We start from the raw sequence: 22,811 nt of genomic DNA, 5'->3' as shown, positions 1-22,811 counted from the left end.
ACCTGAGCCGCCAACAGGCATAGAGCGCGGCCCATGCGCATAGGTTTTGTCAAGATGCACGGGCTGGGCAATGATTTCGTCGTCCTTGATGGGCGCAGCGAAGCCCTGCCCGAAATCACCACCACGCTGGCCGCCGCTCTGGCCAACCGCCACACCGGCATCGGCTGCGATCAACTGGTCGTGCTGGACGGGTCGGATGTGGCCGATTTCCGCATGCGGTTTTTCAACGCCGACGGCAGCGAAAGCGGCGCCTGCGGCAATGCCAGTCGCGCCGTGGGCCTGCTGCATGGCCGCCCCGCTCGAATCGAGACGCAGGGCGGCATATTGACCACCGAGCCGAGCGAGGCCGGGATCAGCGTCGATATGGGCGTGCCGCGCTTTGACTGGGATGCCATTCCGCTGGGCTTTGCGATGGACACTCTGACCATGCCGGTGGGCTGGGAAGACCTGAGGGACCCCACGGCGGTCAATGTCGGCAACCCGCATGTGATCTTTTTCACGCCCGACACCGATGCCGTCGATCTGGCCCGCATCGGTCCGATCATCGAGCATGATCCGCTGTTTCCCGAGCGCATCAACGTCAATGTCGCCACCATCGCCTCGCGCGGCGCCATCCGCCTGCGCGTGTGGGAGCGCGGCTCGGGCATTACGCTGGCCTGCGGCACGGGGGCCTGCGCCACGGCGGTGGGCGCGATGCGCCGGGGCCTTGTCGACCGCCGGGTCGAGGTCACGCTGCCCGGTGGCCGCCTGATCATCGAGTGGAACGCCGATGGCCGCATCATCATGACCGGCCCTGCCACTGAAGCCTTTCGCGGCAGCTTCGAGCTCTCCGATTTCCCTGCATGAGTGTTGAAGTCGTCTCCTTGGGCTGCCGGATGAATCTGGCCGAAAGCGAGCGGATGCAGGCGATGCTGGCGGGTGAAGCCGATCTGGTGGTCATCAATTCCTGCGCCGTGACGGCCGAGGCGCTGCGCCAGACGCGGCAGGCGATCCGCCGCGCGCGGCGCAAAAGCCCCGATGCGCGCCTGTTGGTGACGGGCTGCGCGGCCGAGATCGAGCGCGAGGCGATTGCCGCCATGCCGGAGGTGGACGGGCTGATCGCCAATGCGGCCAAGCTGGACGCGCGGGCGTGGAATGTGCCCGATCTGGCCCCGGTGGCGGCGCGCTCGGTGGGCCATACGCGGGCCTTTGTCGCGGTCCAGAACGGCTGCGACCATGCCTGCACCTTCTGCATCATCCCGCAGGGGCGCGGGCCTTCGCTTTCGCGCCTGACGGCCGATGTGGTGGCCGAGGTGCGCGAGCATGTCGCGGGCGGCGTGGGCGAAGTGGTACTGACGGGGGTGGATTTGACCTCGTGGGGCCAGGATTTCGGGCTGCGTCTGGGCGCTCTGGTTTCCGCCATCCTGCGCGAGGTGCCCGAACTGGCGCGCCTGCGGCTGTCCTCGGTCGATGGGGTGGAGATTGACGAGGAATTGTTCGATCTGCTGGCCGGGGAAGCGCGGCTGATGCCCCATCTGCACCTCTCGCTCCAGCATGGCGACGATCTGATCCTGAAACGCATGAAGCGCCGCCACAGCCGCGCCGATGCGCTGGATCTGGTGGCGCGGTTAAAGGCCCTGCGCCCCGATATGGCGATCGGCGCCGACATCATCGCCGGTTTTCCCACCGAGGATGAGGCCGCCCATCAGGCGAACCTGTCGATCATTGCCGAACTTGCCATCGTCCATGGCCATATCTTTCCTTATTCGCCCCGCCCAGGCACGCCCGCCGCGCGCATGCCGCAGGTGGAGCGTCATGTGGTGCTGGCCCGCGCCGCCGCCCTGCGCGAGGCGGTCGCGGTCCAGCGGCAGGCATGGCAGGAAAGCCTGATCGGGCGGCCCCAGACCATTCTGGTCGAGCGCGACGGCACGGGCCATGCGGAAAATTTTGCCTCCATTCGCGCGCCTGCGGGCGCACGGCGCGGGGCCATCATCACCATCACACCCACATATCTGCTTGAAGGAATGCTGGCATGAGTGCCGATAGCTGGTCCGACCGTTTGCTGGGCGGTTTTGCCAAAACGACCGACCGGTTGACGGGCAACATTGCCGGTCTGCTGGGCGGGGCTTCGCGTCTGTCCGAGGATCAGCTCGACGATCTGGAAGATGCGCTGATCCTGTCCGACCTTGGCCCGCGCGCGGCCGCCCGCATCCGCGAGCGTCTTGCCACCACGCGCTTTGAGCATGGCGTTGATGAGGCCGCGATCCGCGAGGCCGTGGCGGCCGAAATCGCCGCAATTCTGCGCCCCGTGGCCAAGCCGCTGGACGTGACGGCCTTTCCGCGCCCGCATGTGGTGCTGGTCATCGGCGTCAACGGCAGCGGCAAGACCACGACCATCGCCAAGCTGGCCCATCTGTTTCAGGAGCAGGATTACGCGGTGATGCTGGCGGCGGGCGACACGTTCCGCGCGGCGGCCATCGGGCAATTGGGCGTCTGGGCCGACCGGCTGGGCGTGCCCATCGTCAAGGGCCCCGAAGGCGGCGATCCGGCCAGCGTGGTGTTCGACGCGGTCAAGGCCGCGACTGACAAGGGCACCGATGCGCTGATCGTGGACACCGCCGGGCGTTTGCAGAATAAGCGCGAATTGATGGACGAACTGGCCAAGATCCGCCGCGTTCTGGGCCGGTTGAACCCGGCGGCGCCCCATGATGTGGTGCTGGTGCTGGACGCTACCAATGGCCAGAATGCGCTGGCCCAGATCGAGGTCTTCCGCGAGGTGGCGGGCGTCACCGGCCTTGTCATGACCAAGCTGGACGGCACCGCGCGCGGCGGCGTTCTGGTGGCGGCGGCCGAGCAATATGGCCTGCCGATCCATGCCATTGGCGTTGGCGAAACCATCGACGATCTGCGCCCGTTTGATCCCGACCTTGTGGCCCGCGTGATCGCCGGGGTGGCGGCATGAGCGCGACGAAGAAGAAATCGGGCTGGCTCAATATCGTCATCGATTATGGGCCGATGCTGGCCTTTTTCCTGGCCTATCGCGCATGGCGGCCTGCGGGCGCCGAGGCGGGGATCGGCGATATTGTGGCCATCACCAAGAGCACGGTGGTGTTCATCGCAGCCACGCTGGTGGCGCTGATCGTGTCAAAATGGCGGCTGGGGCGGATCGGGCCGATGCTGTGGCTCTCTTCGGGCCTTGTCGTGTTCTTTGGCGGGCTTACGATCCTGCTGCATGACGCAACCTGGGTCCAGATCAAGCCGACCGCGATCTATGTGGCCAGCGGACTGGCCCTGCTGATCGGGCTGATGCGCGGGCATGCGCTGCTGAAAATCCTGCTGGAGGACGCCTTTGCGGGCCTGTCCGACGAAGGATGGATGAAGCTGTCGCGCAACTGGGGCTGGTTCTTCCTCTTCCTCGCGGTGCTGAACGAGGGGCTGCGCCATTTCTACAATCAGGCCAATCACAATTTCGACACGTGGCTGGCGATGAAGATCTGGCTGTTCATGCCGCTGTCCTTCCTCTTCACCTTTGCCCAGATGCCGATGCTGTTAAAGCATGGGTTGGGGGCCGAAGAGGAAGGGACGGAAGAAGATAAGGGATAAATTCGGGGGACTCACCCATTACTGTCTGCCTTGGCGCTATGGGTTCGGCGTTTTGTGTCGAACACGGCGTTGAAATTTTAAAAGCCTGCGGCGCGAAACCGAAGCGCCGCAGGCTTTTCCATAAAAAATGGCCCCAAAGCGCGAGGCTTCAGGACCATCCCAAACCCAATAATGGGTGTGCAGGGGGACGAGTCCCCCTGCAAAAATCAATCGCGAAGCGAAGTGATCAACCCTGCTGGTCCGCGCGCGACGCGCCTTCGCCATCGAGGTTGGCTTCGACAAACGCCCAGTTCACATGGTCGAGCAGCGCGTCGAGGTAGTTGGGGCGCAGGTTACGATAGTCGACGTAATAGGCGTGTTCCCAGACGTCGAGCGTGAAAAGCGGCTTGACGCCTTCATAGGCGACAGGCGTGTCGGCGTCGTGATAGCTCGTCACCTTCAGCTTGCCGTCTTCGAGCACCAGCCAACCCCAGCCGCTGGCAAAGTGACCGGCGCTTTCCGCCTTGATCGCGGCCTTGAACGCGTCGAGGCCACCCAGATCAGCCTCGATCTTGGCCAGCAGCGCCGCCGAAGGAGCGGTCTTTTCCGGCGAGAGGCCGAGCCAGTAGAAGGTGTGGTTCCAGATCTGGGCCGAAGCGTTGAACAGCTTCTTGTTGCCCGCAGCCTTGGCGGCCGCGATCACTTCGAGCAGGCTCTTGCCTTCCAGATCGGTGCCCTTGATCTGGTCGTTGGCCTGCGTGACATAGGCATTGTGGTGCTTGCCATGGTGATAATCAAAGGTTTCGGCCGAGAGGACCGAGCCAAAGGCATCCTTGGCATAGGGCAGTTCGGGAAGAGTGAAGGCCATGACTTTCTCCTGTGTTATCGCGAATCCCCGGCCTGGGGCTTGGATTTTGATATGGGCATCAAAGCCCGGATCGGCCAGCATTGAGAACGAAAAATTCTGTAGGACGGGAAAGTTTCCCCTTCCCGCCCCTTCATTTAGATCTCGACCTGGCTGCCCAGTTCGACCACGCGGTTGACGGGCAGGCGGAAGAATTCCATCGCGGAGGCCGCATTGCGCATCATCCATGCAAACAGCTTTTCGCGCCAGATTGCCATGCCCGGCTTGGACGAAGCGATCAAAGTCTGACGCGAGAGGAAGAAGCTGGTCTTCATCATGTCGATCGGTTCGCCATCCAGCGTTACGCCCTTAAGCGCGGCGGGCACATCGGTGTCCTCAAGGAAGCCGAACTTGATCGCCATTTTATAGAAGCCCTGACCGAAATTCTTCATCTCGATCCGCTCGCCATCCTCCAGCACCGGCACGTCCTGAATGGCGATGGTCAACACAACCACGCGCTCATGCAGAACCTTGTTATGCTTGATATTATGCAGCAGCGCCGAAGGCACCCCGCCCCGCGTCGACGACATGAAAATCGCCGTACCCGCCACGCGCTGGGCGCTGGAATGGGCGCTCTTGGCAAAGACCTCGAAGGGGATCGTGCCCTCGGCCATGCTGGCCCGCATCAGCGCGCGCCCCTTGGACCATGTGGTCAGCAGCGTGAAAATCGCCAGCCCCATCACCAGCGGCACCCAGCCGCCATCGGGGATCTTGGTCAGATTGGCCGAGAGATAGCCGAAATCGAGCAGGGTAAAGACCACCAGCAAGGGGATCGCCAGCCACTTGGCCCATTTCCACACCACAAACAGCATCACCGCCAGCAGGAAATTGTCGATCATCATCGCACCCGTCACCGCGATGCCATAGGCCGCCGTCAGGTTCGAGCTCTCCTTGAACACAAACACCAGCAAGATTACCGCGATCATCAGCGCCCAGTTGATGACAGGAATATAGATCTGCCCGGCATTCACGCTGGTGTATTTGATCGACATGCGCGGGATAAAGCCCAGCTGGATCGCCTGTTGCGTCACCGAAAAAGCGCCGGTGATGACCGCCTGCGAGGCAATGATCGCGGCCAGACTGGCCAGACCCAGCAAGGGCCATTGGAACCATTCGGGCGCGAGGAAATAGAACGGGCTGGCCAGAGCGGGCGCGCCCACACGCACCAGCAGCGAAGCCTGCCCCAGATAATTGAGCACCAGCGAGGGCAGCACGATGGCCAGCCACGACAGGCGGATCGGCGGACGCCCAAAGTGGCCCATATCGGCGTAAAGCGCCTCGGCGCCCGTCACGGCCAGCACCGCCGAACCCATCGCCAGAAATCCGCGCATTGGATCGGCCACAAACATCGCGGCGGCAAAATGGGGCGAAAGCGCGGCGATCACGCCGGGATGCTCCAGAATGCTCATCACGCCCAAGACCGCGATCACGCCGAAATAGGCCATCATCACCGGGCCGAAAAAGGCCGCAACCTTGGCCGTACCGCGGCTCTGGATCAGGAACAGGCCGATCAGGATCACCACCACCATCGGCACGACCGCGCCATGCATGCCGGGCTCGTAAACGGCCAGACCCTCGATCGCACCCATCACCGACACGGCAGGCGTGATCATCGAATCGCCATAGAACAGCGAGGTGGCAAACACCCCCAGCAGCACGATGCCCGCCGACCAGCGCTTGCCCGAAATATGCTGGTTGACCAGCGCCAACAAAGCCAGCGACCCGCCCTCGCCCCGGTTGTCCGCACGCATGATGATCGAGACATATTTCAGCGTCACAATCACCATCATCGACCAGAACATCAGGCTGATGATGCCATAAATATGCAGTTGATCGAGCGGCAGCCGGTGATGCCCGGCAAAAGTGTCGCGCATCGCGTAAAGCGGGCTGGTGCCGATGTCGCCAAACACCACGCCCATCGCGCCCAGCGCCAGCTTGTGCAGGCTGCCATGCGATCCGTGATGGTTGGAAGAGTGTTCGACCTTATCGGTCTCGCCCGGCTGCGCCACTGGCTGCATCATGCCTATGCCCCTGAGTCGCCGCAAAAAGCGGCACGGCCCGGCGATTAGCAGCGCGGCAATGCCCCGGCAACAGCCGTTTGCATCCCGCCGCGCTGCCCAATCGCTTATTGCGGCGCTGCCATTGGGGCGGCCATGGGCGCCGCCATCGGGGCGCCTTGCGGGGCGGCGGCCTCGGCCTGCGCGCGCTGACGCAGCATCGCCATCAATTCATCCAAACGCTTCAAACGCATGGCAATATCATCGCGCCACGGAGCATCGGCAGGCGCCTTGGCCACCAGATCGGCCCACAGACTGCGCGTTTCGTCAAAACGCCCCGCCCGCGCCATCGCCAGCCCAAGGAAGAAGGACGGCCCGGGCGCCTTGGGATCGGCATTCTGCGCCTGACGGAAGGCATAGAGCGCGGCGGGCGAAAGATTGCCCTCGGCATGGCTGACCAGCGCATTGGCAATCGCCAGCCACGCATCGCCATTCTTCGGATCGGCCTCGACCGCCCCGCGCAAAACCGTTGCCGCCTCGGCATATTGGCCATGCATCGCCAGCGCATCGCCCGGCACGACCCAGCGGTTTTTGGTCGGGTCCACGCCGGACAGCTTCTGCCGCTCCTCAACCAAGGCCTTGCCATTGCCGGCCGCCGGGTTGCTCGGCGCCTTCATGGCCGAGGGCATCGTCGGCTGTCCCTGCAGCGCGTAACCGGCAAGGCCCACCATCAACGCAGCCGCCACCGCCTCCCAGCCCTCACGCCGCCCACGCATCAACATGAGCAAAACCGCCAGCACCAGCACCACCAGCGCGATCAACACCACCCAGGTCATGCCTCATTCTCCTGCCCGCCGGTAAATCGCTTGCGCAGCAAAAACGCCGCCAGCGCCACCAGCAGCAAAGGCGCGGCAAACAGCGGCCATGTCGCGGCGCTGACGCGGGGCTCATAGCTGACATAATCGCCATAGCGCTGGATCAGCCAGCTGCGAATCGCCTCGGGGTCCTCGCCCGCCGCGATGCGCTCGCGCACCTGCGAACGCATGTCGCCCGCGATCGAGGCATCCGAATCGGCAATCGACTGGCTCTGGCAGACCAGACAGCGCAGCGTTTCCATCAGAGCCTTGGCCTTGGCCTCCTGCGCCGGATCGGGCAGTTGGCGATAGGCCCAGGGCGCGGGCGGCATCGAATCGTCGGCCCATGCAGGCGCGGCAAAAATCAGCACCAAAGCGGCAAAGAGCGCGCGGATCATCACTGCGCCTCCTTGAGCAGGCGGATGATATCGGGGATCTGTTCGGGGCGGATATCCCCGATATGCTGGTAACGGATCACGCCCTTGCCATCGATGACAAAGGTTTCCGGCACGCCGCTCGACCCGATGGCCAGTTGTACCGCCGACACGTCATCGGCCCCGATCCGCGCATAGGGGTTGCCATATTGCCCCAGAAACGCGGCCAGATCCTCCTTGTGATCGCGGATGGCGATGGCATTGATCGTCACGCCCTGACGGCGCAATTCCTCCAGCACCGGCGCTTCGGCGCGGCAGGGGATGCACCAACTGGCAAAGATGTTGAGCAATTGCGGCTTGCCGGTCTGAAAATCAGCCGTAGCCAGACCGGGCCGCTCATCGGCCGCCGCACGCAGCGTGAAAGCGGGCAGAGGCTTGCCGACCATCTGGCTGGCGATATCGGTGTTCTTGGGCTTGACCAGCCCGACCACCACCAGCACCACGAAACCGGCAAACAGCACCAAAGGCAGCCACAGCGCCCAGCGCGGGGCCTTGGCGGGATTGTCCTTGCTCATGCCGCATCTCCCTTGGCCGCATCTCCTTGGGCCGTATCTCCTTGGGCCAAAGCCGCCACTTCATCGCGCCGGTTTCCGCCCTTGGCCCGCGCCACGCGGCGCTTCAGATCCTGCGCCACGCGGCTGAGCAAAGCCAGACCGCCGCCCAGCGCCACCAACAGGCCCCCGATCCAGATCAGCGGCACATAGGGCTTCCACCAGAGACGCAATTGCCAGCGGCTCTCGCCCTTGTCCGATACGGTTTCATCGCCCAGCACGGTATAAAGCTGACCATTCCAGCGGCCCTTCAGCGCCGAAACCGCATTGGTCTGCAGCGGCGCCCAGAAGGTGCGCGATTGCGGGCGCAGCGTCACCTCGGCCCCGCCGTCATAGCGCGCCTTCAGAACGCCTTCCATCGCCGTCCAGTTCGGCCCGGCAATCGGCGCCACCTCGGCCAGGCGAATGCTCCACGGGCCAACCTGATTGACTTCGCCCACCTTGGCGGCCACCAGACGCTCGACGGTAAAGGCGCTGTCGCTGGCCATGCCGAAGAGCGCCACGCCGATCCCGGCATGGGCAATCACCATGCCCCAAAGGCTGAGCGGCGCGCGCAGCACTGAACGGCCCCGCAGCGGCAGGAAGGAAGCCACCACCAGCGCCGGACCAAGCGCCAGACCAAGCAGCGGCAGCACATGGCGCACGCCCATGGCCCAAGCCCAGCCCCCCGCGATCAGAGCGACCACCAAGGGCAATGCCAGCAGCGGAGAAATGCGCGAGAACCTGTCCCGCCGCCAGCGCAGCATCGGGCCAAAGAGCAGCACGACAAACATCGGCACGGCAAACATCGCCGAAACCGGGGTGAAATAGGGCGGGCCGACCGAAACCTTGGTCCCCATCGCTTCGGTGAACAGCGGATAGAGCGTGCCGATCAGCGTGATGCCAAGGATCGAGGAGAGCATGACATTGTTGAACACCAGCGCACTCTCGCGGCTGGTGATGGCGAAGCGTTCGCCCTCGCTCACGGTGCTGGCGCGCAGGGCAAAGAGCAGCAGGGCCCCGCCGATATAGATCGCCAGCAGCGCCAGAATGAACCCGCCCCGGCGCGGATCGACCGCAAAAGCGTGAACCGAGGTCAGAATGCCCGAACGCACAAGGAACGTGCCCACCATCGACATGGAAAAGGCCACCACGCCCAGCATCACCGTCCATGCCCGCAGCGCATTGCGCGCCGCCAGAACGCTGGCGCTGTGCAACAAAGCCGTCGCCGCCAACCAAGGCATCAGCGAGGCATTCTCGACCGGGTCCCAAAACCACCAGCCGCCCCAGCCCAGCACGTAATAGGCCCAATAGCTGCCCGCCGTGATGCCCACGGTGAGGAAGATCCAGGCGCCCAGCACCCAAGGCCGCATCGCGCGGGCGAAATCCGGCCCGACCTGCCGCGTGATCAGCGCGCCGATGGCAAAGGAGAAGGCAATCGAAAGCCCGACATAACCCAGATAAAGCGTGGGCGGATGAAAGGCGAGGCCGGGGTCCTGCAGCAGCGGGTTCAAGCCATTCCCATCCTCAGGCACCGGATAGAGCCGGGCAAAGGGATTGGAGGCAAACAGCAGGAAGGCATAGAAACCAAGGCTGACAAAGGCCTGCCCCGCCAGCGTCGCCATCATCGTGGGTTCGGGCAACCGGCGCTCAACCGCGGCGACAAACGCCCCGCCCAGCCCCATCACCGTCACCCAGAGCAGCATCGAACCTTCGTGATTGCCCCAAGTGCCCGCGATCTTGAACATCAGCGGCTTTGCCGAATGGCTGTTTTCCGCCACCAGTTTCACCGACAGGTCGGTCTGCACAAACAGCCAGATCAGGATGCCCAGCGCAGCGGCCGCCAGCACCCCCTGCACCATGGCCACCGGGCGCACGATGCCCGCCATCCCCTTGCCATTGGCCGTCAGCGACAGGCCGCCGGCCAGCAATTGCAGGCCGGCCAAAGCCGCCGCCAGCCACAACAGGCCCAAACCGATTTCAGGAAGCACGGGGGGAAATCCTCACTTGGTGTTTTCGATGGCTTTGCGGGCCTGCTGCATATCTTTCATCTCGCGCGGCACGTATTTCTCATCGTGCTTGGCCAGCAGATTGTCGGCCACGAAAGTGCCGTCACGCCCCAGCTTGCCTTCGGCCACGACGCCGCTGCCCTCGACGAACAGGGCGGGACGGATGCCGGCAAAACGCACCGGGATCCGCGCCTTGCCGTCGGTGACGATGAAATTGACCGTGACGCCATCGGGCGCATTCTTCATGCTGCCGCGCTCGACCATGCCGCCCAGACGCACGGCCCGATCCGCTTCCGGCGGATTGGCCGCCATATCGGCGGGGACATAGAAATAGCTGGCCTGGCTGCGCAGCGCCCATGTCGCCAGCAGGCCCGCGCCGATCAACGCCACCAGCGCAACCGCCAACAAAACCAGACGTTGATGTTTGGCCCGAACCGCCATGATTATCCCTCGCGTGCCTTGTCGCGGCGTGCCTCGGCCCGGCGCATCGCCAGCCAGCTATAGGCCGCCAGACCCAATGTTGTCGCGCCCCCTAATGCATAGGCGGCGATCACGAATTGCCATTGGTCAAATGTCTCGGTCATTACCAAGCCTCCCCGGCGGCCGGGGCCTGCGCCCGCATGGCCTTGCGGCGCAAACGCGCCTCGGCCTGTTCATCGGCCAGAATGGTGCGCATCCGCGCCATCACGATCCCGCCAAAGATCAGCGAAAAGCCCAAAGTGGCGATCAGCAGCGGCACGAGAAAGTCCGCCGCCATGGCCGACTTGCCCATGGTGATGCTGGGCGGCTGGTGCAGGCTGTTCCACCACGTGACGGAATAATGGATCACCGGGATGTTGACCGCCCCCACAAGGCCGAAAATGGCGGTGATGCGGCTCTGCCCCTGCCCTGCCTGCTGGCTCCCACGCGCGGCGGCGTCGAGCGCCATATAGCCGAAATAGAGGAACAGCAGCACCAGCATCGAGGTCAGCCGTCCATCCCACACCCACCATGTGCCCCATGCCGGACGGCCCCAGATCGAACCGGTGATCAGGCACAGCGCGGTAAACACCGCGCCGGGCAGCGCCACCGCCCGCGCGGCAATCCCGGCCAGCGGATGGCGCCAGACGATTTCGGTAAAGCTGGCAATCGCAATCGCGCTCCACCCGCCCATACCCAGCCAGGCGGTGGGCACATGCAGGTAAACGATTCGCACCGTATCGCCCTGAAGCGCATCGGCGGGGGCAAAGAACACGCCCCACACCAAGGCCCCCGCAGCCAGCGCAAAGCCCAGCAACAGGCACAGCGGCGCGGCCCAGCGGGCAATACGCAGGAAACGGGCGGGATTGGCAAAACCGTGCATGACCGATCAATAACCGCAAAAGCGCCGACCCTTTCGGCGCGCGTCCTTGCTTTGGCAGGCCGCATCGCGCGCGGCAAGGGGGCCATGGGGCCAGCACCATGGTTTTTACGCGTATAGGAACGGCGGCAAAAAGCAGAAAGGGCAACAAAAAAGCGGCCCGCAAAGGCCGCTGCTGCTTGTAAAAAATGGGGCGATTAATGGGGCTCGAACCCACGACCTCCGGTACCACAAACCGGCGCTCTAACCAACTGAGCTATAATCGCCACACAATTTTTGCGGGGTTTTTCAACCGCGCCGTCCCTGCCGGGAGCGGCCCTTTGCACCAGCTTGGCGAAGATGGAAAGAGTTATTTTCACTTTTCCGTGAAAATTTTTCCCACACCGCCCATTTCGCTCATACCCCAAGGCAGAGCAGGCGCGCGACAGGCCGGTGCAGGCCCGCCGCGCCCCGTAAAACGCTTACTTCTTGGTGAGCGAAAGCCCGCCAAAGCGCTTGTTGAACTGCGCCACGCGGCCGCCCTGATCCAGCAGACGGGCGTTGCCGCCGGTCCATGCCGGGTGCGAGGTCGGGTCGATGTCCAGCGCCAGGGTGTCGCCTTCCTTGCCCCAGGTCGAGCGGGTCTGGAAGGTCGTGCCGTCGGTCATCTGCACGGTGATGAAGTGATAATCGGGATGGATGTTAGCCTTGGCCATGGCATTCGCTTTCACAAAAAACGACCGGTTCCGACCGGCCTGAATGAGAAGCGGCGCGCATAGCCGCGCGCCGCCTGCTTGTCCAGTTGAATCAATCCTTGGGCGGGTCGGCGATCATCGCGGTAAAGTTGACCTCGCAGGTCACCTTGTCGTCAATCTCGGCCTTGCCCCAGAATTTGCACACGCGCGCGCGCTTCTGGATAAAGCCCACCTTGAGATCAAGCAGCACGCCCGGCTCCACCGGAGCGCGGAACTTGGCATCCTCGATGCTCATGAAATAGACCAGCTTGTTGCTGCCGGCCAGTTCCAGCGTTTCAATGGCCAGAATGGCCGCCGCCTGCGCCAGCGCCTCGATCTGAAGCACGCCGGGCATGATCGGGCGGCCGGGGAAATGGCCCTGAAAGAACGCCTCGTTGAACGAGACGGCCTTCACCGCATGGATGTCCTCGCCGATGTTCAGCGCGGCAACCCGATCCACCAGAAGCAAGGGGTAACGATGAGGCAGCGCCGCCAGAACCTTGCGAATGTCATATGTCAGCGGCACCGCGGCTGCGGCAGTATCGTCGCTCATCCTATCCCCCTCGCCTTTCCTCAGCGGCTCTCGTTGGTCGGCGCCTGCTGCTGCTGCTGAGCGGCGGCTTCACGCGCTTCGCGCGGCTGCCAGCCAGCGGGCGGCACGATCTGAACCGAAGGCAGAGCCGTGTTCAGTTCGGTCAGGATCTGCTGGTTGAGATTATAGGCGTTGGTCGCGGCCAGAATCGCTTCGGGGTTGAGCAGCAGCGTCACGCCGGCCTTGCTCATCGCGGTCTGCACAGCGGCGGCGCGCTTGTCCATGATCTGCTCAAGCACATAGGCGTCCGACAGGCGAACCGGTTCAACGATCTTTTCGATCTCGGCCTTGCCCTGCTCCTGGATCTGCTGGACCTGCTGCTGGGCAGCAGCGGCCAGAGCGCTCACATTGGCGCCGGGCGCCGCGCGATCCTTCTGGAACTTGTCCACGATCGGCTTGATCTGGGCGTTGAGAGCGGCTTCCTTGGCCTTGGCCGCGTCAAGCTGCGCCTTGTAGGTCACTTCGCGATCCGCCTGCGCCTTTTTGAAGGCCAGCGAATTGGCGACGACCGCATCGAGGTTGGCAACCGCCACGCCGTTGACGCCGGCCGAAGCGGACGCGGCCGGAGCAGCAGCGGCAGACTTGGCGGCCGGAGCAGCCACAGCAGCCTGCGAAATACCAGCCAGCGCGGCCAGAGCGATAATCTTGGCAAAAGTTTTCATCAGAACTGCGTTCCCACGTTGAATTGGAAGGTTTTGGTGTCGTCGCCCTCTTCGTGCAGCAGCGACTTGGCAATGTCGATGCGGAACGGGCCAAAGGGCGAATTCCAGTTAAAGCCAACGCCGATCGCAATACGCGGACGCGGGCTGTCGCCGTAATAGAATTCCTTGAACGGGCTGATGTTGCTGCCGATCGCGGTATTGGCCGCACCTGTTGCAGTGTTGGTCTTGCTGGTGGTCGTGACCACGCTGCCGTCGGTGTTGGTCTGGGAATACAGCGCATTGCCGCTTGCATCGCGCGAAGGCACAAAGATCGAGCAGCCGACATAGCCGCAGATCGCGGTCGAATCCTGCAGATTGGGCTTGGTGACGCCCCAGACCGCGCCCGCATCAAGGAAGACCGAGGGCCGGATGCCCATTTCCTTGGCACCCGAACCCAGCGGGATTTCGACTTCGGCGTGGAACAGGTAATAATATTTGCCGCCCACCGAATCCTGCGTCCAGGCGTTCCTGTCCGTCGAGAGGACATAGGCACCCGTGCTGTCGGTCGTATAGGGCTTGCGCACCACGCGCGGGCCGATGCCGCGGATGTCAAAGCCGCGCATCTGCGGCTCGCCCAGATAGAAACGGTCGGTCAGGAACACATCGTCCACGCCATCGATATGGCGGCGGCTCAACGCCTTGATCGCGCCGGCCTCGCCCTTCATCGAGAAGATGAAGCCCTTGCCCAGCGGATAGAACTGCGAGGCATTGGCGCGGATACGCGCATAGCGCACATCACCGCCCAGACCGGCAAAATCGACACCCAGAGAGCCCGAACGACCGCGCGTCGGACGCACGCGATTGTCCAGATTGTCATAAATCAGCGAAGCGCCAACAATCGAGGACAGACGCTTGCCTTCCGCATCGCAAAGATAGCGGCCCGCCAGCAGCGGATTACACGCCAGCACGCCCGCCGCGTTCTGGGTATAGAACTGCGACTGCGACAGCGAGACATTGTCATAATTGAGCGTGTAACGGCCCACCAGCGACATGAATTCGGTTACCGGGAAACCAAGGCGAGCCTGAAAACCGATGGTCGAATTGCTGTAGAGCGAGGTCGAATTGGTGGTGTAATAATTGTAGTTATTATAATCGCGCCGATAGATGTCGATGCCCATCGAGACATTCTTATCCATCAGATAAGGCTCGGTGAAGGACAGCACGAGGCTCTTCGAATAGCGCGAGATCGATCCCGACAGACCGATCGTCTGGCCGCGCCCGCGGAAGTTGTTCTGGCGGATCGACGCCTGAAAAATGAAGCTCTCAAGGCTGGAATAACCGGCCGAAAGCTGCAGTTCGCCAGTCGGCTTCTCCTCGACATTGGCTTCCAGAATGATGCGGTCGCGCGCCGATCCGTTGACCTGCTTGACCTCGAACTTCTCCTGGAAATAGCCGAGGCTCTTGATGCGGTTGGTCGAACGCTTGACCTGAACCGAGTTGAAGGCATCACCCTCGGCCAGACGAAACTCGCGCCGCACCACCTTGTCCTGCGTCAGCGTGTTGCCGTTCACATCGATCCGCTCGACATAAACGCGCGGCGCTTCCTGCAGGTTGAAGGTGACGCCCATTTCCAGATTCTTGGCGTCGCGCTGATAATCGGGGCGCGTATCGGCAAAGGCATAACCAAACACACCGACCGTCTCGTTCATCTTGTCGATCGTGTCTTCGACCAGCTTGGCGTTGTACCACTGGCCCTTCTTCATCGGCAATTGTTTGGCCAATTGCGCGCCGTCAAAGTCGCGCAGCTGGCTTTCCACCTTCACATCGCCAAACTTATAACGCTGCCCTTCTTCGACCACATAGGTGATGATGAAGTCGCGCTTGTCCGGCGTCAGCTCGGCCACGGCCGAGACCACGCGGAAATCGGCATAGCCCTGCGTCAGATAGAACTGGCGCAGCTTCTGCTGGTCATAGGCCAGCTTGTCCGGGTCATAGGACGTATTCGAACGGAAGATATGCAGCGGGCGCGCGGTCTTGGTGATCATCGCCGCCTCAATTTCCTTGAGGCTGAAATGCTCATTGCCGATCACGTTGATCTGGCGAACCTTGGACTTGGGCCCTTCGTTGATTTCAAAGACGATATCGACGCGGTTCTGGTCCAGCCGCACCATCTTGGGCTCCACCGTCGCGGCGAAACGGCCCTGACGCTTATAAAGCTCGATGATGCGCGACACGTCCGCGCGAACCTTGGACCGGGTAAAGATCTGGCGCGGTGCCAGCTTGATTTCCGGGTTGATCTTGTCTTCTTTCAGGTGCTTGTTGCCCTCAAGCACGATGCGGTTGATGACCGGGTTTTCCTTGACCGTAATCACCACACGGCCGCCATCATTGCGCACCGACACGTCGGCGAACAGTTCAGTGGCGTAAAGATCCTTGAGCGCCTGGTCAGCGGCGGCCTCGGTGTAGGGCTGACCCGCGCGCAACTGGATATAGGAGAGGACCGTATCGGGTTCGAGACGCTGCGCGCCCTCAACCGTCAGCGAGAGGATGGGCTCGGCCGCGACCGAGGCATTGGCCACAGGCTGGGCGGCGATCGCGGGCGTTGCCGCAGGCTTGGCCGCCGTCGCAGCGGCAGCCGCAGGCTTTTGTGCCGGACGCTCGGCCGCGAGCGCCATCTGGGGCGCGCCCGCCAAGATCGTCGTGCCCAGCAAGGCCATGCCGATCTGGCCCAGGCGCGTCATCTTATCCGTATTTGCCTGCCCGAAAGCCATATTCCGATCCATCTTCGACACGGTACTTCCCATCCTTAGCAACCGTCGGTCACCCGATCGGCCAATGCGCCCCCGACAATCGGCCCCCATCAGGCGGCCAGTTGCACGGTCCCCGTGTTTGCCCGTTTCATGCACCGGACGAACCGGCCGAAACAGCATCCCTTTTGCGCGTCATGCGCCCTCTGCCCGATGCGGGCCCAGCTTTCAAGGCATCTTGCGCCATCCGGCGATGCGGGCCGGGCAAAACCGCCCCGTCAAAGGCCGAACAGATCCGCCGGCACCAGATCGTTGATCGTGACGAACACCATCAACGCCAGCACAAAGGCAATCCCGGTGCGAAAAGCCCATTCCTGGCTCTTTGCATCCAAGGGTTTGCGCCGCACCGCTTCGGCCACGTAAAATGCCAGATGTCCACCATCCAGCGCCGGGATTGGCAGCAGATTGATGAATGCCAAATTAATTGAAATGAAAGCCGCAAAGGACACAAACGGCAACCATCCCATTTGCAGGGTCTGGCCCGAATATTGCGCCATTTTAATCGGCCCGCTCATCTCGCGCACGCTGCGCTGGCCGGTCACGATCTGTTTCAGGCCCGTGGCGATCAGCCCCATCAGATGCAGCGACTGGTCGCCCGCGGTCACAAAGGATTCGACGACGCCCATGCGGATGTGGATCACCTCGGTGTCGCCCAGCGGCCGCCCCACGCCCAGCCGCCCGATCCGCGCGCTGTTGCCCAGCCCGTCCTTCATCATTTCGGACGCCAGCGTCACCGGAATGGTCAGCTTCTGACCCGAACGTTCGATCTGCAAACGCACGGTTTCGCCGGGAAAGGGTTTGACCGCATCGGGGATCTGTTCGAAACCCGAAATCGCCTTGCCGTCGATGGCCACGATCCGGTCGCCCAACTGCACACCCGCCGCCTGCGCCGCCGAATTCTCGCTGAAACGCCCCACCACCGCCGGCACGGTCAAGCGCCCATAGGCCATGTTGAAGGCGGCGAACACCAGCACCGCCACGATCAGATTGGTCGCCGGCCCCGCCAGAACGATCAGGAAACGCTGCCACAAGGGCTTGAAATGGAACCAGCCCTCGCGCTCCTTGATGTCGAGCGGGATCTTGTCCACCCCCGCCGAGGCCGGATTCATGTCGCCCGCAAACTGGACATAGCCGCCCAGCGGCAGCATCGAGAGCTTCCAGCGCGTACCGCGTCGGTCGGTCCAGCCCGCGATCTCCCGGCCAAAACCGATCGAAAAGGCCACCACCCTTACCCCGCACCAGCGGCCCACCAGATAATGGCCCAGTTCATGCACCAGCACCAAAGGCCCCAGCAGCAAGGCAAAGGCAAGGATTGTCATCAGTATCGTCGGCTGCGCCATGGTTCAGGCCATCTCCAGCAAGGCGGCGGCGCGGCGGCGGGCCTGCGCATCCACCTCATGCACCTCGTCAATAGCAGCCGGAGGAGGCGGCGCATAGGCATTGAGCACATCCTCGACCATCGCCGGAATGCGGGTAAAGCCGATCCGCCCGTTGAGGAAGGCATCGACCGCCACCTCATTGGCCGCATTCAGCACGGCGGGAATGCCGCCACCCGCATGGGCCGCCTGCCGCGCGAGCCTTGTGGCGGGGAAACGGGTTTCATCGGGCGCGCGGAAGGTCAATTCGCCAATCGCGGCCAGATCGAGCTGGCTCGAGAGCGGCGTCTCCATCCGTTCCGGCCAGGCGAGGCACGAGGCGATCGGCACGCGCATGTCGGACGGCCCCAATTGGGCCAGCGTCGAACCATCGTGATATTCGACCATCGAATGAATGATCGATTGGGGATGCACAATGATCCGCAGCCGGTCGAGGCCCACGGGAAACAGATGATAGGCCTCGATAAATTCGAGACCCTTGTTCATCATGCTGGCCGAATCGACGCTAATCTTGGCGCCCATGCTCCAGTTGGGATGCTTGATCGCCTGCGCCGGGGTGGCGCTCTGCAATTGCTCAAGGCTCCAGTCGCGGAACGGGCCGCCGCTGGCCGTCAGCGTGATCCAGCGGACATGATCGACCTTATTGCCCGACAGGCATTGGAAAATCGCATTATGTTCGGAATCGACCGGCAACAGCGTGGTGCCATGCCGCGCCACCGCCGCGATCATCAATTCGCCCGCCGAAACCAGCGCTTCCTTGTTGGCCAGCGCCACGGTTCGGCCTTGTTCGATGGCGGCCATCGTGGGGGCCAGCCCTGCGCAACCGACAATCGAGGCCATCACGATATCAGCCGGGCGGCGCGCCGCATCGACCAGCGCCTCCGCCCCTGCCGCTGCCTCGATATTGGTCCCGGCCAAAGCCTCACGCAATGCAGGCAGCGCGGCGGCATCAGCGCAAACCGCCACCTCAGCCTCAAACTCACGCGCCAGCGCAGCCAGAGCCTGCGCATTGCCATTGGCGGTCAACGCCACGACACGCCACTCCGCGCGATTGCGGCGGATCAGATCCAGCGTGGAGGCACCAATAGAACCTGTGGCGCCCAAAACGGAAATTGATCGCACTTAGAATCTTCCTACTGCGCCGATAACACCGGCAACGAACAGCACGGCGAGCAAACCGTCAACCCTGTCGAACAAACCGCCGTGGCCCGGAATGAGATGGCCGGAGTCCTTGACCCCCGCGCGGCGCTTCATCCAGCTTTCGAAAAAATCACCAGTTTGGGCGATGATGGCGGCCAGCACGCCCGCAGCGACCACCTCCAACCAGTTGATGGCCAAGGGCGATGTCGTGCTGGTCAGGTGCAGCGCGGCCATTTCGCGGGCGGCCCGCCACAGCGCATAGGCCTGAACCGCGCCCACGGCCAGACTGGCCCCGATCGCCCCGCCGACCAGTCCGCTCCAGGTTTTGCTGGGGCTGATTTTCGGCGCGATCTTGGGCCCGCCAAAGGTGCGCCCGGCAAAATAGGCGCCGATATCGGTGGCAATCACCGCCAGCACCGGAATCATCACCGAGACGGTATCCTCGGCCCGCAGCACGATCAGCATCTCGGCCGCCAGTCCGACATAGGCCACGCCCGCCACCAGCCAGAGCACCCTCGCCCACCAGCTGGCCACAATCGCGCGCGAGAGCTTGCTCCACTCCCACAACACGCCCGTCGCCACCAGCAGCACGAAGACCATCCACGGCAAGCCGCCCAGCCACAGCGCCCCGCCTGCCACCGCCACCATCACGATGGCCGAAAGCGTGCGCGCCTTGAGATCGGAATTCTTTTTGGGAGCCGCAGCCCCCTCGCCCTCAGCGACCGCCAAAACGGCGCTCCCGCTGGCCGAAGGCGCCAAGCGCGTGAGCCAGATGGTCGGGCGTGAAATCGGGCCACAACACATCGGTGAACCACATTTCGGCATAGGCCGCCTGCCACAGCAGGAAGTTCGACAGGCGCACCTCGCCGCTGGTGCGCACCACCAGATCGAGCGGTGGCAAGCAGGCGGTGTCGAGTTCGGCCTCGATGGCCTCGGCGGTAATCTCGCCCTTGGCCGCCGCCGCCGCCGCCGCGCGGGCGATCTCCTGCTGGCTGCCGTAATTGAGCGCAATGGCCAGCGTCAGTTCGCGATTGCCCGCCGTGCGCGCCATCGCACCTTCAAGCAATTCGACAATATCATCCGACAAGGCCTTGTAATCACCGATTATTTTCAACCGCACGCCATTGGCCGCGATTTCATCGATATCGCTGATGATAAACCGCTTGAGCAGCCCCATCAGGTCGGACACTTCCTGTTCCGGGCGGCGCCAGTTTTCCGACGAAAACGCATAAAGCGTCACCGCCTCCAGCCCCATGCCGCGCACCCCGCGGATCAGGCGGCGCACCGCCTCGACCCCGCGCTGGTGCCCCAGCACGCGGGGCAAATGGCGCTTCTTGGCCCAGCGGCCATTGCCATCCATGATGATGGCCACATGGCGGACCCCGTGTTCGGGCCCGCCAGAAGCAGGAAGCAGCGCAGCGGTCACTTGCCCAGGATTTCCTTTTCCTTGGCCGCGGCGGCTTCGTCGGCGCCCTTGATCGCCTCGTCGGTCAGCTTCTGCACTTCGGTTTCAAAGCGCTTGCGCTCGTCTTCCGAGATCAGCTTCTTGTTCTCATCGGCCTTCAAGGCTTCCATGCCGTCGCGGCGGACATTGCGTATCGCGATGCGCGCGCCTTCGGCATATTTGCTGGCGAGCTTCGCCAGTTCCTTGCGGCGTTCCTCGGTCAGATCGGGGATCGGCAGACGGATGGTGTTGCCATCGGTGATCGGGTTCAGCCCCAGACCCGCCGAACGGATCGCCTTTTCCACCGGCGTCACGCTCGAACGATCCCACACGGTCACGGTCAGCATGCGCGATTCGGGCGCGGCCACCGTGGCGCAGGCGTTGAGCGGCATGTGGCTGCCATAGATCTCGACCGTGATCGGATCGAGCAGCGCGGTATTGGCGCGGCCCGTGCGCAGGCCCGACAGGTCGCCCTTCAGCGATTCCACCGCGCCCTTCATCCGGCGCTCAAGATCAGCCTTGTCATATTTGGGAGCAGCCATTGGTATTCTCCTGAATTACTGCACAATCGTCTGGACGCCCTGTCCGGCCAGCACGCGGGCCAGATTGCCACGTTCGCGGATGGAAAAGACGACGATCGGAATCTTGTTGTCACGGCACAGCGCGACCGCGCTGGCATCCATTACCTTGAGGTTGTCGGCCAGAACAGTGTCATAGTCGATGGTGTCGTAACGCTTTGCCGCAGGATCCTGCTTGGGATCGGCATTATACACGCCGTCCACGCTGGTGCCCTTGAGCAAAGCGTCGCAGCGCATTTCGGCCGCGCGCAGGGCCGCGCCCGAATCCGTCGTGAAATAGGGCGCGCCAACCCCTGCGGCAAAGATCACCACCCGGCCCTTTTCCAGATGGCGCTCGGCGCGGCGGCGGATGACCGGCTCGCACACCTTGTCCATCTCGATCGCGCTCTGCACGCGGGTGGGCACGCCCAGTTGCTCGAGCGCATTCTGCATCGCCAGCGCGTTCATGACCGTGGCCAGCATGCCCATATAGTCGGCCTGCGCGCGGTCCATGCCCTTGGCGGCGCCGGCCATGCCGCGAAAGATATTGCCCCCGCCGATCACCAGACAGATTTCCAGACCGCTTTCCTTGGCCGCCTTCACCTCTGCGGCCATTTCGGCCACAAATTCCGGGTCGATGCCGAAAGGCTGGCTTCCCATCAACACTTCGCCCGAAAGTTTCAGCAAAACGCGCTTATATTGGGGCTGAGCCATGGTTTCGATCTATCCTTATGCTTCGCAAGCGCCCTTATACCGTGGCGCTGCCTGTGCCAAGGGCGCGAAAAAACTAATGTACACAGCGATAGAGAAAACAGCCGGAAGGGCCAAACAAAAAGGCCCGCCGTTTCCGACGAGCCTTCATGCTTTCCCTGAGGGAAAAGAAACTTACTTCAGGCCGGCGGCAGCAGCCACTTCGGCGGCGAAGTCGGTTTCTTCCTTTTCGATGCCTTCGCCCAGCTGGAAGCGGACATAGTCCACCAGCTTGATCGTGGCGCCGGCAGCCTTGGCGGCAGCGGCAACAACGTCGGAGACGGGGGTCTTGCCGTCCATCACGAACAGCTGCGACAGAAGAGCGTTTTCCTTGGCATACTTGGCCACGGCGCCTTCGATCATCTTGGCCTGAACGGCTTCGGGCTTGCCCGATTCAGCGGCCTTTTCCGCGGCGATCTTGCGCTCGCGCTCGATCAGCGAGGCGTCCAGATCTTCAGCCGACAGGGCCAGCGGGAAAGCGGCGGCAATGTGCATGCCGATCTGCTTGCCCAGCGGCTCCAGAACGTCGGCCGGAGCATTGCCTTCCAGAGCGACCAGCACGCCGATCTTGCCCAGGTTGGGGGCAGCAGCATTGTGCATGTAAGCCACGACCACGCCCTCGGAAACCGAAACAGCCTTGATACGGCGGACCTGCTGGTTTTCGCCGATGGTGGCGACGTTGCTGGTCAGCTTTTCGCCAACCGTGCCGCCGTCAGGATAGGCAGCAGCCTTGAGAGCTTCGACGTCGGTGATGTCGCCGTTCAAAGCAGCTTCGGTCGTCTTGCGCACGAAGTCCTGGAACTGGTCGTTCTTGGCGACGAAGTCGGTTTCCGAGTTCACTTCGACCGCGATGCCCTTGGTGCCGGCGATCGCCAGACCAACCAGACCTTCGGCAGCCGTGCGGCTCGACTTCTTGGCGGCGGCAGCCAGACCCTTGGCGCGCAGCGCGTCAACGGCCGCTTCCATGTCGCCATTGGCTTCCTTGAGCGCCTTCTGGCAATCCATCATGCCAGCGCCAGTGCGTTCGCGCAGGTTCTTCACGTCGGCGGCAGTAAAGGCCATGTCCGATAGTCCTTAGACAAGAGTTTTATACAGATGCGCCGGGCCACATGGACCCGGCGCGTTCCAATTTTGTGACGGAGTCATTTTAAGACCCCGTTCCA

24 protein-coding genes and 1 tRNA gene are annotated in these 22,811 nt (G+C 63.1%); 4 read left to right on the top strand and 21 right to left on the bottom strand.

Annotated elements, in window-relative coordinates; all coding sequences use genetic code 11:
- The first annotated feature begins 33 nt into the window (after positions 1 to 33).
- From dapF to PQ457_RS05970, 4 genes are read left to right on the top strand one after another with little or no spacing between them, the layout of a single operon-like run.
- Entirely contained in the window at positions 34 to 846 is an 813-nt protein-coding gene (gene dapF / locus PQ457_RS05985; RefSeq protein WP_273618824.1) for a diaminopimelate epimerase, read from the top strand.
- Positions 843 to 2,015 carry a tRNA (N(6)-L-threonylcarbamoyladenosine(37)-C(2))-methylthiotransferase MtaB gene (gene mtaB / locus PQ457_RS05980; RefSeq protein WP_273618823.1) on the top strand — a complete coding sequence of 391 codons (1,173 nt, stop codon included), beginning with the start codon at positions 843 to 845 and terminating at the stop codon, positions 2,013 to 2,015. Before dapF ends, mtaB begins: the two co-directional genes overlap by 4 nt.
- Complete coding sequence (ftsY, locus tag PQ457_RS05975; protein ID WP_273618822.1) at positions 2,012 to 2,941, top strand: signal recognition particle-docking protein FtsY; 930 nt, start codon at positions 2,012 to 2,014, stop codon at positions 2,939 to 2,941. Before mtaB ends, ftsY begins: the two co-directional genes overlap by 4 nt.
- A complete protein-coding gene (locus PQ457_RS05970) occupies positions 2,938 to 3,582 on the top strand; it encodes an inner membrane-spanning protein YciB (RefSeq protein ID WP_273618821.1) in 645 nt (214 codons plus the stop codon). Before ftsY ends, PQ457_RS05970 begins: the two co-directional genes overlap by 4 nt.
- A gap of 226 nt (positions 3,583 to 3,808) precedes the next feature.
- Here PQ457_RS05970 and PQ457_RS05965 read toward each other — a convergent pair whose 3' ends face one another.
- The 21 genes from PQ457_RS05965 to tsf all read right to left on the bottom strand — a co-directional run bounded on the left by PQ457_RS05965 (position 3,809) and on the right by tsf (position 22,710).
- The gene (locus tag PQ457_RS05965; protein ID WP_273618820.1) at positions 3,809 to 4,429 is read right to left on the bottom strand and encodes a superoxide dismutase; all 621 of its coding nucleotides are present in this window, start codon (positions 4,427 to 4,429) and stop codon (positions 3,809 to 3,811) included.
- Between the two features lie 134 nt (positions 4,430 to 4,563).
- The gene (locus tag PQ457_RS05960; RefSeq protein WP_420540967.1) at positions 4,564 to 6,486 is read right to left on the bottom strand and encodes a potassium transporter Kup; all 1,923 of its coding nucleotides are present in this window, start codon (positions 6,484 to 6,486) and stop codon (positions 4,564 to 4,566) included.
- A gap of 104 nt (positions 6,487 to 6,590) precedes the next feature.
- Positions 6,591 to 7,298 (bottom strand): tetratricopeptide repeat protein, encoded by a 708-nt coding sequence (locus PQ457_RS05955; RefSeq protein ID WP_273618819.1) that lies wholly within the window; start codon positions 7,296 to 7,298, stop codon positions 6,591 to 6,593.
- On the bottom strand, positions 7,295 to 7,714 hold the full coding sequence (locus PQ457_RS05950; RefSeq protein ID WP_273618818.1) for a cytochrome c-type biogenesis protein: 420 nt from the start codon (positions 7,712 to 7,714) through the stop codon (positions 7,295 to 7,297). The genes PQ457_RS05955 and PQ457_RS05950 overlap by 4 nt, the downstream gene beginning before the upstream one ends.
- Entirely contained in the window at positions 7,714 to 8,265 is a 552-nt protein-coding gene (locus PQ457_RS05945; RefSeq protein WP_273618817.1) for a DsbE family thiol:disulfide interchange protein, read from the bottom strand. Before PQ457_RS05945 ends, PQ457_RS05950 begins: the two co-directional genes overlap by 1 nt.
- A complete protein-coding gene (locus PQ457_RS05940) occupies positions 8,262 to 10,271 on the bottom strand; it encodes a heme lyase CcmF/NrfE family subunit (protein ID WP_273618816.1) in 2,010 nt (669 codons plus the stop codon). Before PQ457_RS05940 ends, PQ457_RS05945 begins: the two co-directional genes overlap by 4 nt.
- 12 nt (positions 10,272 to 10,283) lie before the next feature.
- On the bottom strand, positions 10,284 to 10,730 hold the full coding sequence (gene ccmE, locus PQ457_RS05935; RefSeq protein ID WP_273618815.1) for a cytochrome c maturation protein CcmE: 447 nt from the start codon (positions 10,728 to 10,730) through the stop codon (positions 10,284 to 10,286).
- Between the two features lie 2 nt (positions 10,731 to 10,732).
- Positions 10,733 to 10,873 (bottom strand): hypothetical protein, encoded by a 141-nt coding sequence (locus PQ457_RS05930; RefSeq protein WP_273618814.1) that lies wholly within the window; start codon positions 10,871 to 10,873, stop codon positions 10,733 to 10,735.
- Positions 10,873 to 11,631 carry a heme ABC transporter permease CcmC gene (gene ccmC / locus PQ457_RS05925; protein ID WP_273618813.1) on the bottom strand — a complete coding sequence of 253 codons (759 nt, stop codon included), beginning with the start codon at positions 11,629 to 11,631 and terminating at the stop codon, positions 10,873 to 10,875. Before ccmC ends, PQ457_RS05930 begins: the two co-directional genes overlap by 1 nt.
- Before the next feature lie 186 nt (positions 11,632 to 11,817).
- A tRNA-His gene (locus PQ457_RS05920) sits at positions 11,818 to 11,894 on the bottom strand.
- Between the two features lie 195 nt (positions 11,895 to 12,089).
- Positions 12,090 to 12,323 carry a 50S ribosomal protein L31 gene (gene rpmE, locus PQ457_RS05915; protein ID WP_168602635.1) on the bottom strand — a complete coding sequence of 78 codons (234 nt, stop codon included), beginning with the start codon at positions 12,321 to 12,323 and terminating at the stop codon, positions 12,090 to 12,092.
- A gap of 91 nt (positions 12,324 to 12,414) precedes the next feature.
- A complete protein-coding gene (gene fabZ, locus PQ457_RS05910) occupies positions 12,415 to 12,894 on the bottom strand; it encodes a 3-hydroxyacyl-ACP dehydratase FabZ (RefSeq protein ID WP_273618812.1) in 480 nt (159 codons plus the stop codon).
- Positions 12,895 to 12,914: 20 nt separating this feature from the next.
- Positions 12,915 to 13,595 (bottom strand): OmpH family outer membrane protein, encoded by a 681-nt coding sequence (locus tag PQ457_RS05905; RefSeq protein WP_273618811.1) that lies wholly within the window; start codon positions 13,593 to 13,595, stop codon positions 12,915 to 12,917.
- Positions 13,595 to 16,315, bottom strand: a complete 2,721-nt coding sequence (gene bamA / locus PQ457_RS05900; RefSeq protein WP_273618810.1) for an outer membrane protein assembly factor BamA — start codon at positions 16,313 to 16,315, stop codon at positions 13,595 to 13,597. Before bamA ends, PQ457_RS05905 begins: the two co-directional genes overlap by 1 nt.
- A 284-nt stretch (positions 16,316 to 16,599) precedes the next feature.
- Entirely contained in the window at positions 16,600 to 17,700 is a 1,101-nt protein-coding gene (rseP, locus tag PQ457_RS05895; protein ID WP_273618809.1) for an RIP metalloprotease RseP, read from the bottom strand.
- Positions 17,701 to 17,724: 24 nt separating this feature from the next.
- Positions 17,725 to 18,879: a 1-deoxy-D-xylulose-5-phosphate reductoisomerase gene (locus PQ457_RS05890; protein WP_273618808.1), complete on the bottom strand. Its 1,155-nt coding sequence runs from the start codon at positions 18,877 to 18,879 to the stop codon at positions 17,725 to 17,727.
- Positions 18,880 to 19,626 carry a phosphatidate cytidylyltransferase gene (locus tag PQ457_RS05885; RefSeq protein ID WP_273618807.1) on the bottom strand — a complete coding sequence of 249 codons (747 nt, stop codon included), beginning with the start codon at positions 19,624 to 19,626 and terminating at the stop codon, positions 18,880 to 18,882.
- Positions 19,613 to 20,257, bottom strand: a complete 645-nt coding sequence (gene uppS, locus PQ457_RS05880) for a polyprenyl diphosphate synthase (protein WP_273619261.1) — start codon at positions 20,255 to 20,257, stop codon at positions 19,613 to 19,615. Before uppS ends, PQ457_RS05885 begins: the two co-directional genes overlap by 14 nt.
- Positions 20,258 to 20,319: 62 nt before the next feature.
- Positions 20,320 to 20,883: a ribosome recycling factor gene (frr, locus tag PQ457_RS05875; RefSeq protein WP_168602628.1), complete on the bottom strand. Its 564-nt coding sequence runs from the start codon at positions 20,881 to 20,883 to the stop codon at positions 20,320 to 20,322.
- Between the two features lie 15 nt (positions 20,884 to 20,898).
- Positions 20,899 to 21,612: a UMP kinase gene (gene pyrH / locus PQ457_RS05870; RefSeq protein WP_273618806.1), complete on the bottom strand. Its 714-nt coding sequence runs from the start codon at positions 21,610 to 21,612 to the stop codon at positions 20,899 to 20,901.
- A 171-nt stretch (positions 21,613 to 21,783) separates the two neighbouring features.
- The gene (gene tsf / locus PQ457_RS05865) at positions 21,784 to 22,710 is read right to left on the bottom strand and encodes a translation elongation factor Ts (RefSeq protein ID WP_273618805.1); all 927 of its coding nucleotides are present in this window, start codon (positions 22,708 to 22,710) and stop codon (positions 21,784 to 21,786) included.
- Positions 22,711 to 22,811 lie beyond the last annotated feature (101 nt).

It is taken from the genome of Novosphingobium humi (assembly GCF_028607105.1).
Classification (GTDB): Bacteria; Pseudomonadota; Alphaproteobacteria; order Sphingomonadales; family Sphingomonadaceae; genus Novosphingobium; species Novosphingobium humi.
The sequence above is the reverse complement of the archived record's forward strand: the minus strand, read 5'-3'. Positions and strand labels throughout refer to the sequence as shown.

Bases quoted from the DNA above. Each gene is read 5' to 3' on its own strand.
- PQ457_RS05955 (WP_273618819.1), bottom strand. From the start codon at position 7,298: ATGACCTGGGTGGTGTTGATCGCGCTGGTGGTGCTGGTGCTGGCGGTT.
- frr (WP_168602628.1), bottom strand. From the start codon at position 20,883: ATGGCTGCTCCCAAATATGACAAGGCTGATCTTGAGCGCCGGATGAAG.
- PQ457_RS05960 (WP_420540967.1), bottom strand. From the start codon at position 6,486: ATGATGCAGCCAGTGGCGCAGCCGGGCGAGACCGATAAGGTCGAACAC.
- PQ457_RS05950 (WP_273618818.1), bottom strand. From the start codon at position 7,714: ATGATCCGCGCGCTCTTTGCCGCTTTGGTGCTGATTTTTGCCGCGCCT.
- PQ457_RS05965 (WP_273618820.1), bottom strand. From the start codon at position 4,429: ATGGCCTTCACTCTTCCCGAACTGCCCTATGCCAAGGATGCCTTTGGC.
- dapF (WP_273618824.1), top strand. From the start codon at position 34: ATGCGCATAGGTTTTGTCAAGATGCACGGGCTGGGCAATGATTTCGTC.
- rpmE (WP_168602635.1), bottom strand. From the start codon at position 12,323: ATGGCCAAGGCTAACATCCATCCCGATTATCACTTCATCACCGTGCAG.
- PQ457_RS05905 (WP_273618811.1), bottom strand. From the start codon at position 13,595: ATGAAAACTTTTGCCAAGATTATCGCTCTGGCCGCGCTGGCTGGTATT.
- tsf (WP_273618805.1), bottom strand. From the start codon at position 22,710: ATGGCCTTTACTGCCGCCGACGTGAAGAACCTGCGCGAACGCACTGGC.
- mtaB (WP_273618823.1), top strand. From the start codon at position 843: ATGAGTGTTGAAGTCGTCTCCTTGGGCTGCCGGATGAATCTGGCCGAA.
- ftsY (WP_273618822.1), top strand. From the start codon at position 2,012: ATGAGTGCCGATAGCTGGTCCGACCGTTTGCTGGGCGGTTTTGCCAAA.
- PQ457_RS05945 (WP_273618817.1), bottom strand. From the start codon at position 8,265: ATGAGCAAGGACAATCCCGCCAAGGCCCCGCGCTGGGCGCTGTGGCTG.
- rseP (WP_273618809.1), bottom strand. From the start codon at position 17,700: ATGACAATCCTTGCCTTTGCCTTGCTGCTGGGGCCTTTGGTGCTGGTG.
- PQ457_RS05970 (WP_273618821.1), top strand. From the start codon at position 2,938: ATGAGCGCGACGAAGAAGAAATCGGGCTGGCTCAATATCGTCATCGAT.
- fabZ (WP_273618812.1), bottom strand. From the start codon at position 12,894: ATGAGCGACGATACTGCCGCAGCCGCGGTGCCGCTGACATATGACATT.
- ccmE (WP_273618815.1), bottom strand. From the start codon at position 10,730: ATGGCGGTTCGGGCCAAACATCAACGTCTGGTTTTGTTGGCGGTTGCG.
- uppS (WP_273619261.1), bottom strand. From the start codon at position 20,257: ATGGATGGCAATGGCCGCTGGGCCAAGAAGCGCCATTTGCCCCGCGTG.
- PQ457_RS05930 (WP_273618814.1), bottom strand. From the start codon at position 10,873: ATGACCGAGACATTTGACCAATGGCAATTCGTGATCGCCGCCTATGCA.
- ccmC (WP_273618813.1), bottom strand. From the start codon at position 11,631: ATGCACGGTTTTGCCAATCCCGCCCGTTTCCTGCGTATTGCCCGCTGG.
- pyrH (WP_273618806.1), bottom strand. From the start codon at position 21,612: ATGGCTCAGCCCCAATATAAGCGCGTTTTGCTGAAACTTTCGGGCGAA.
- bamA (WP_273618810.1), bottom strand. From the start codon at position 16,315: ATGACGCGCCTGGGCCAGATCGGCATGGCCTTGCTGGGCACGACGATC.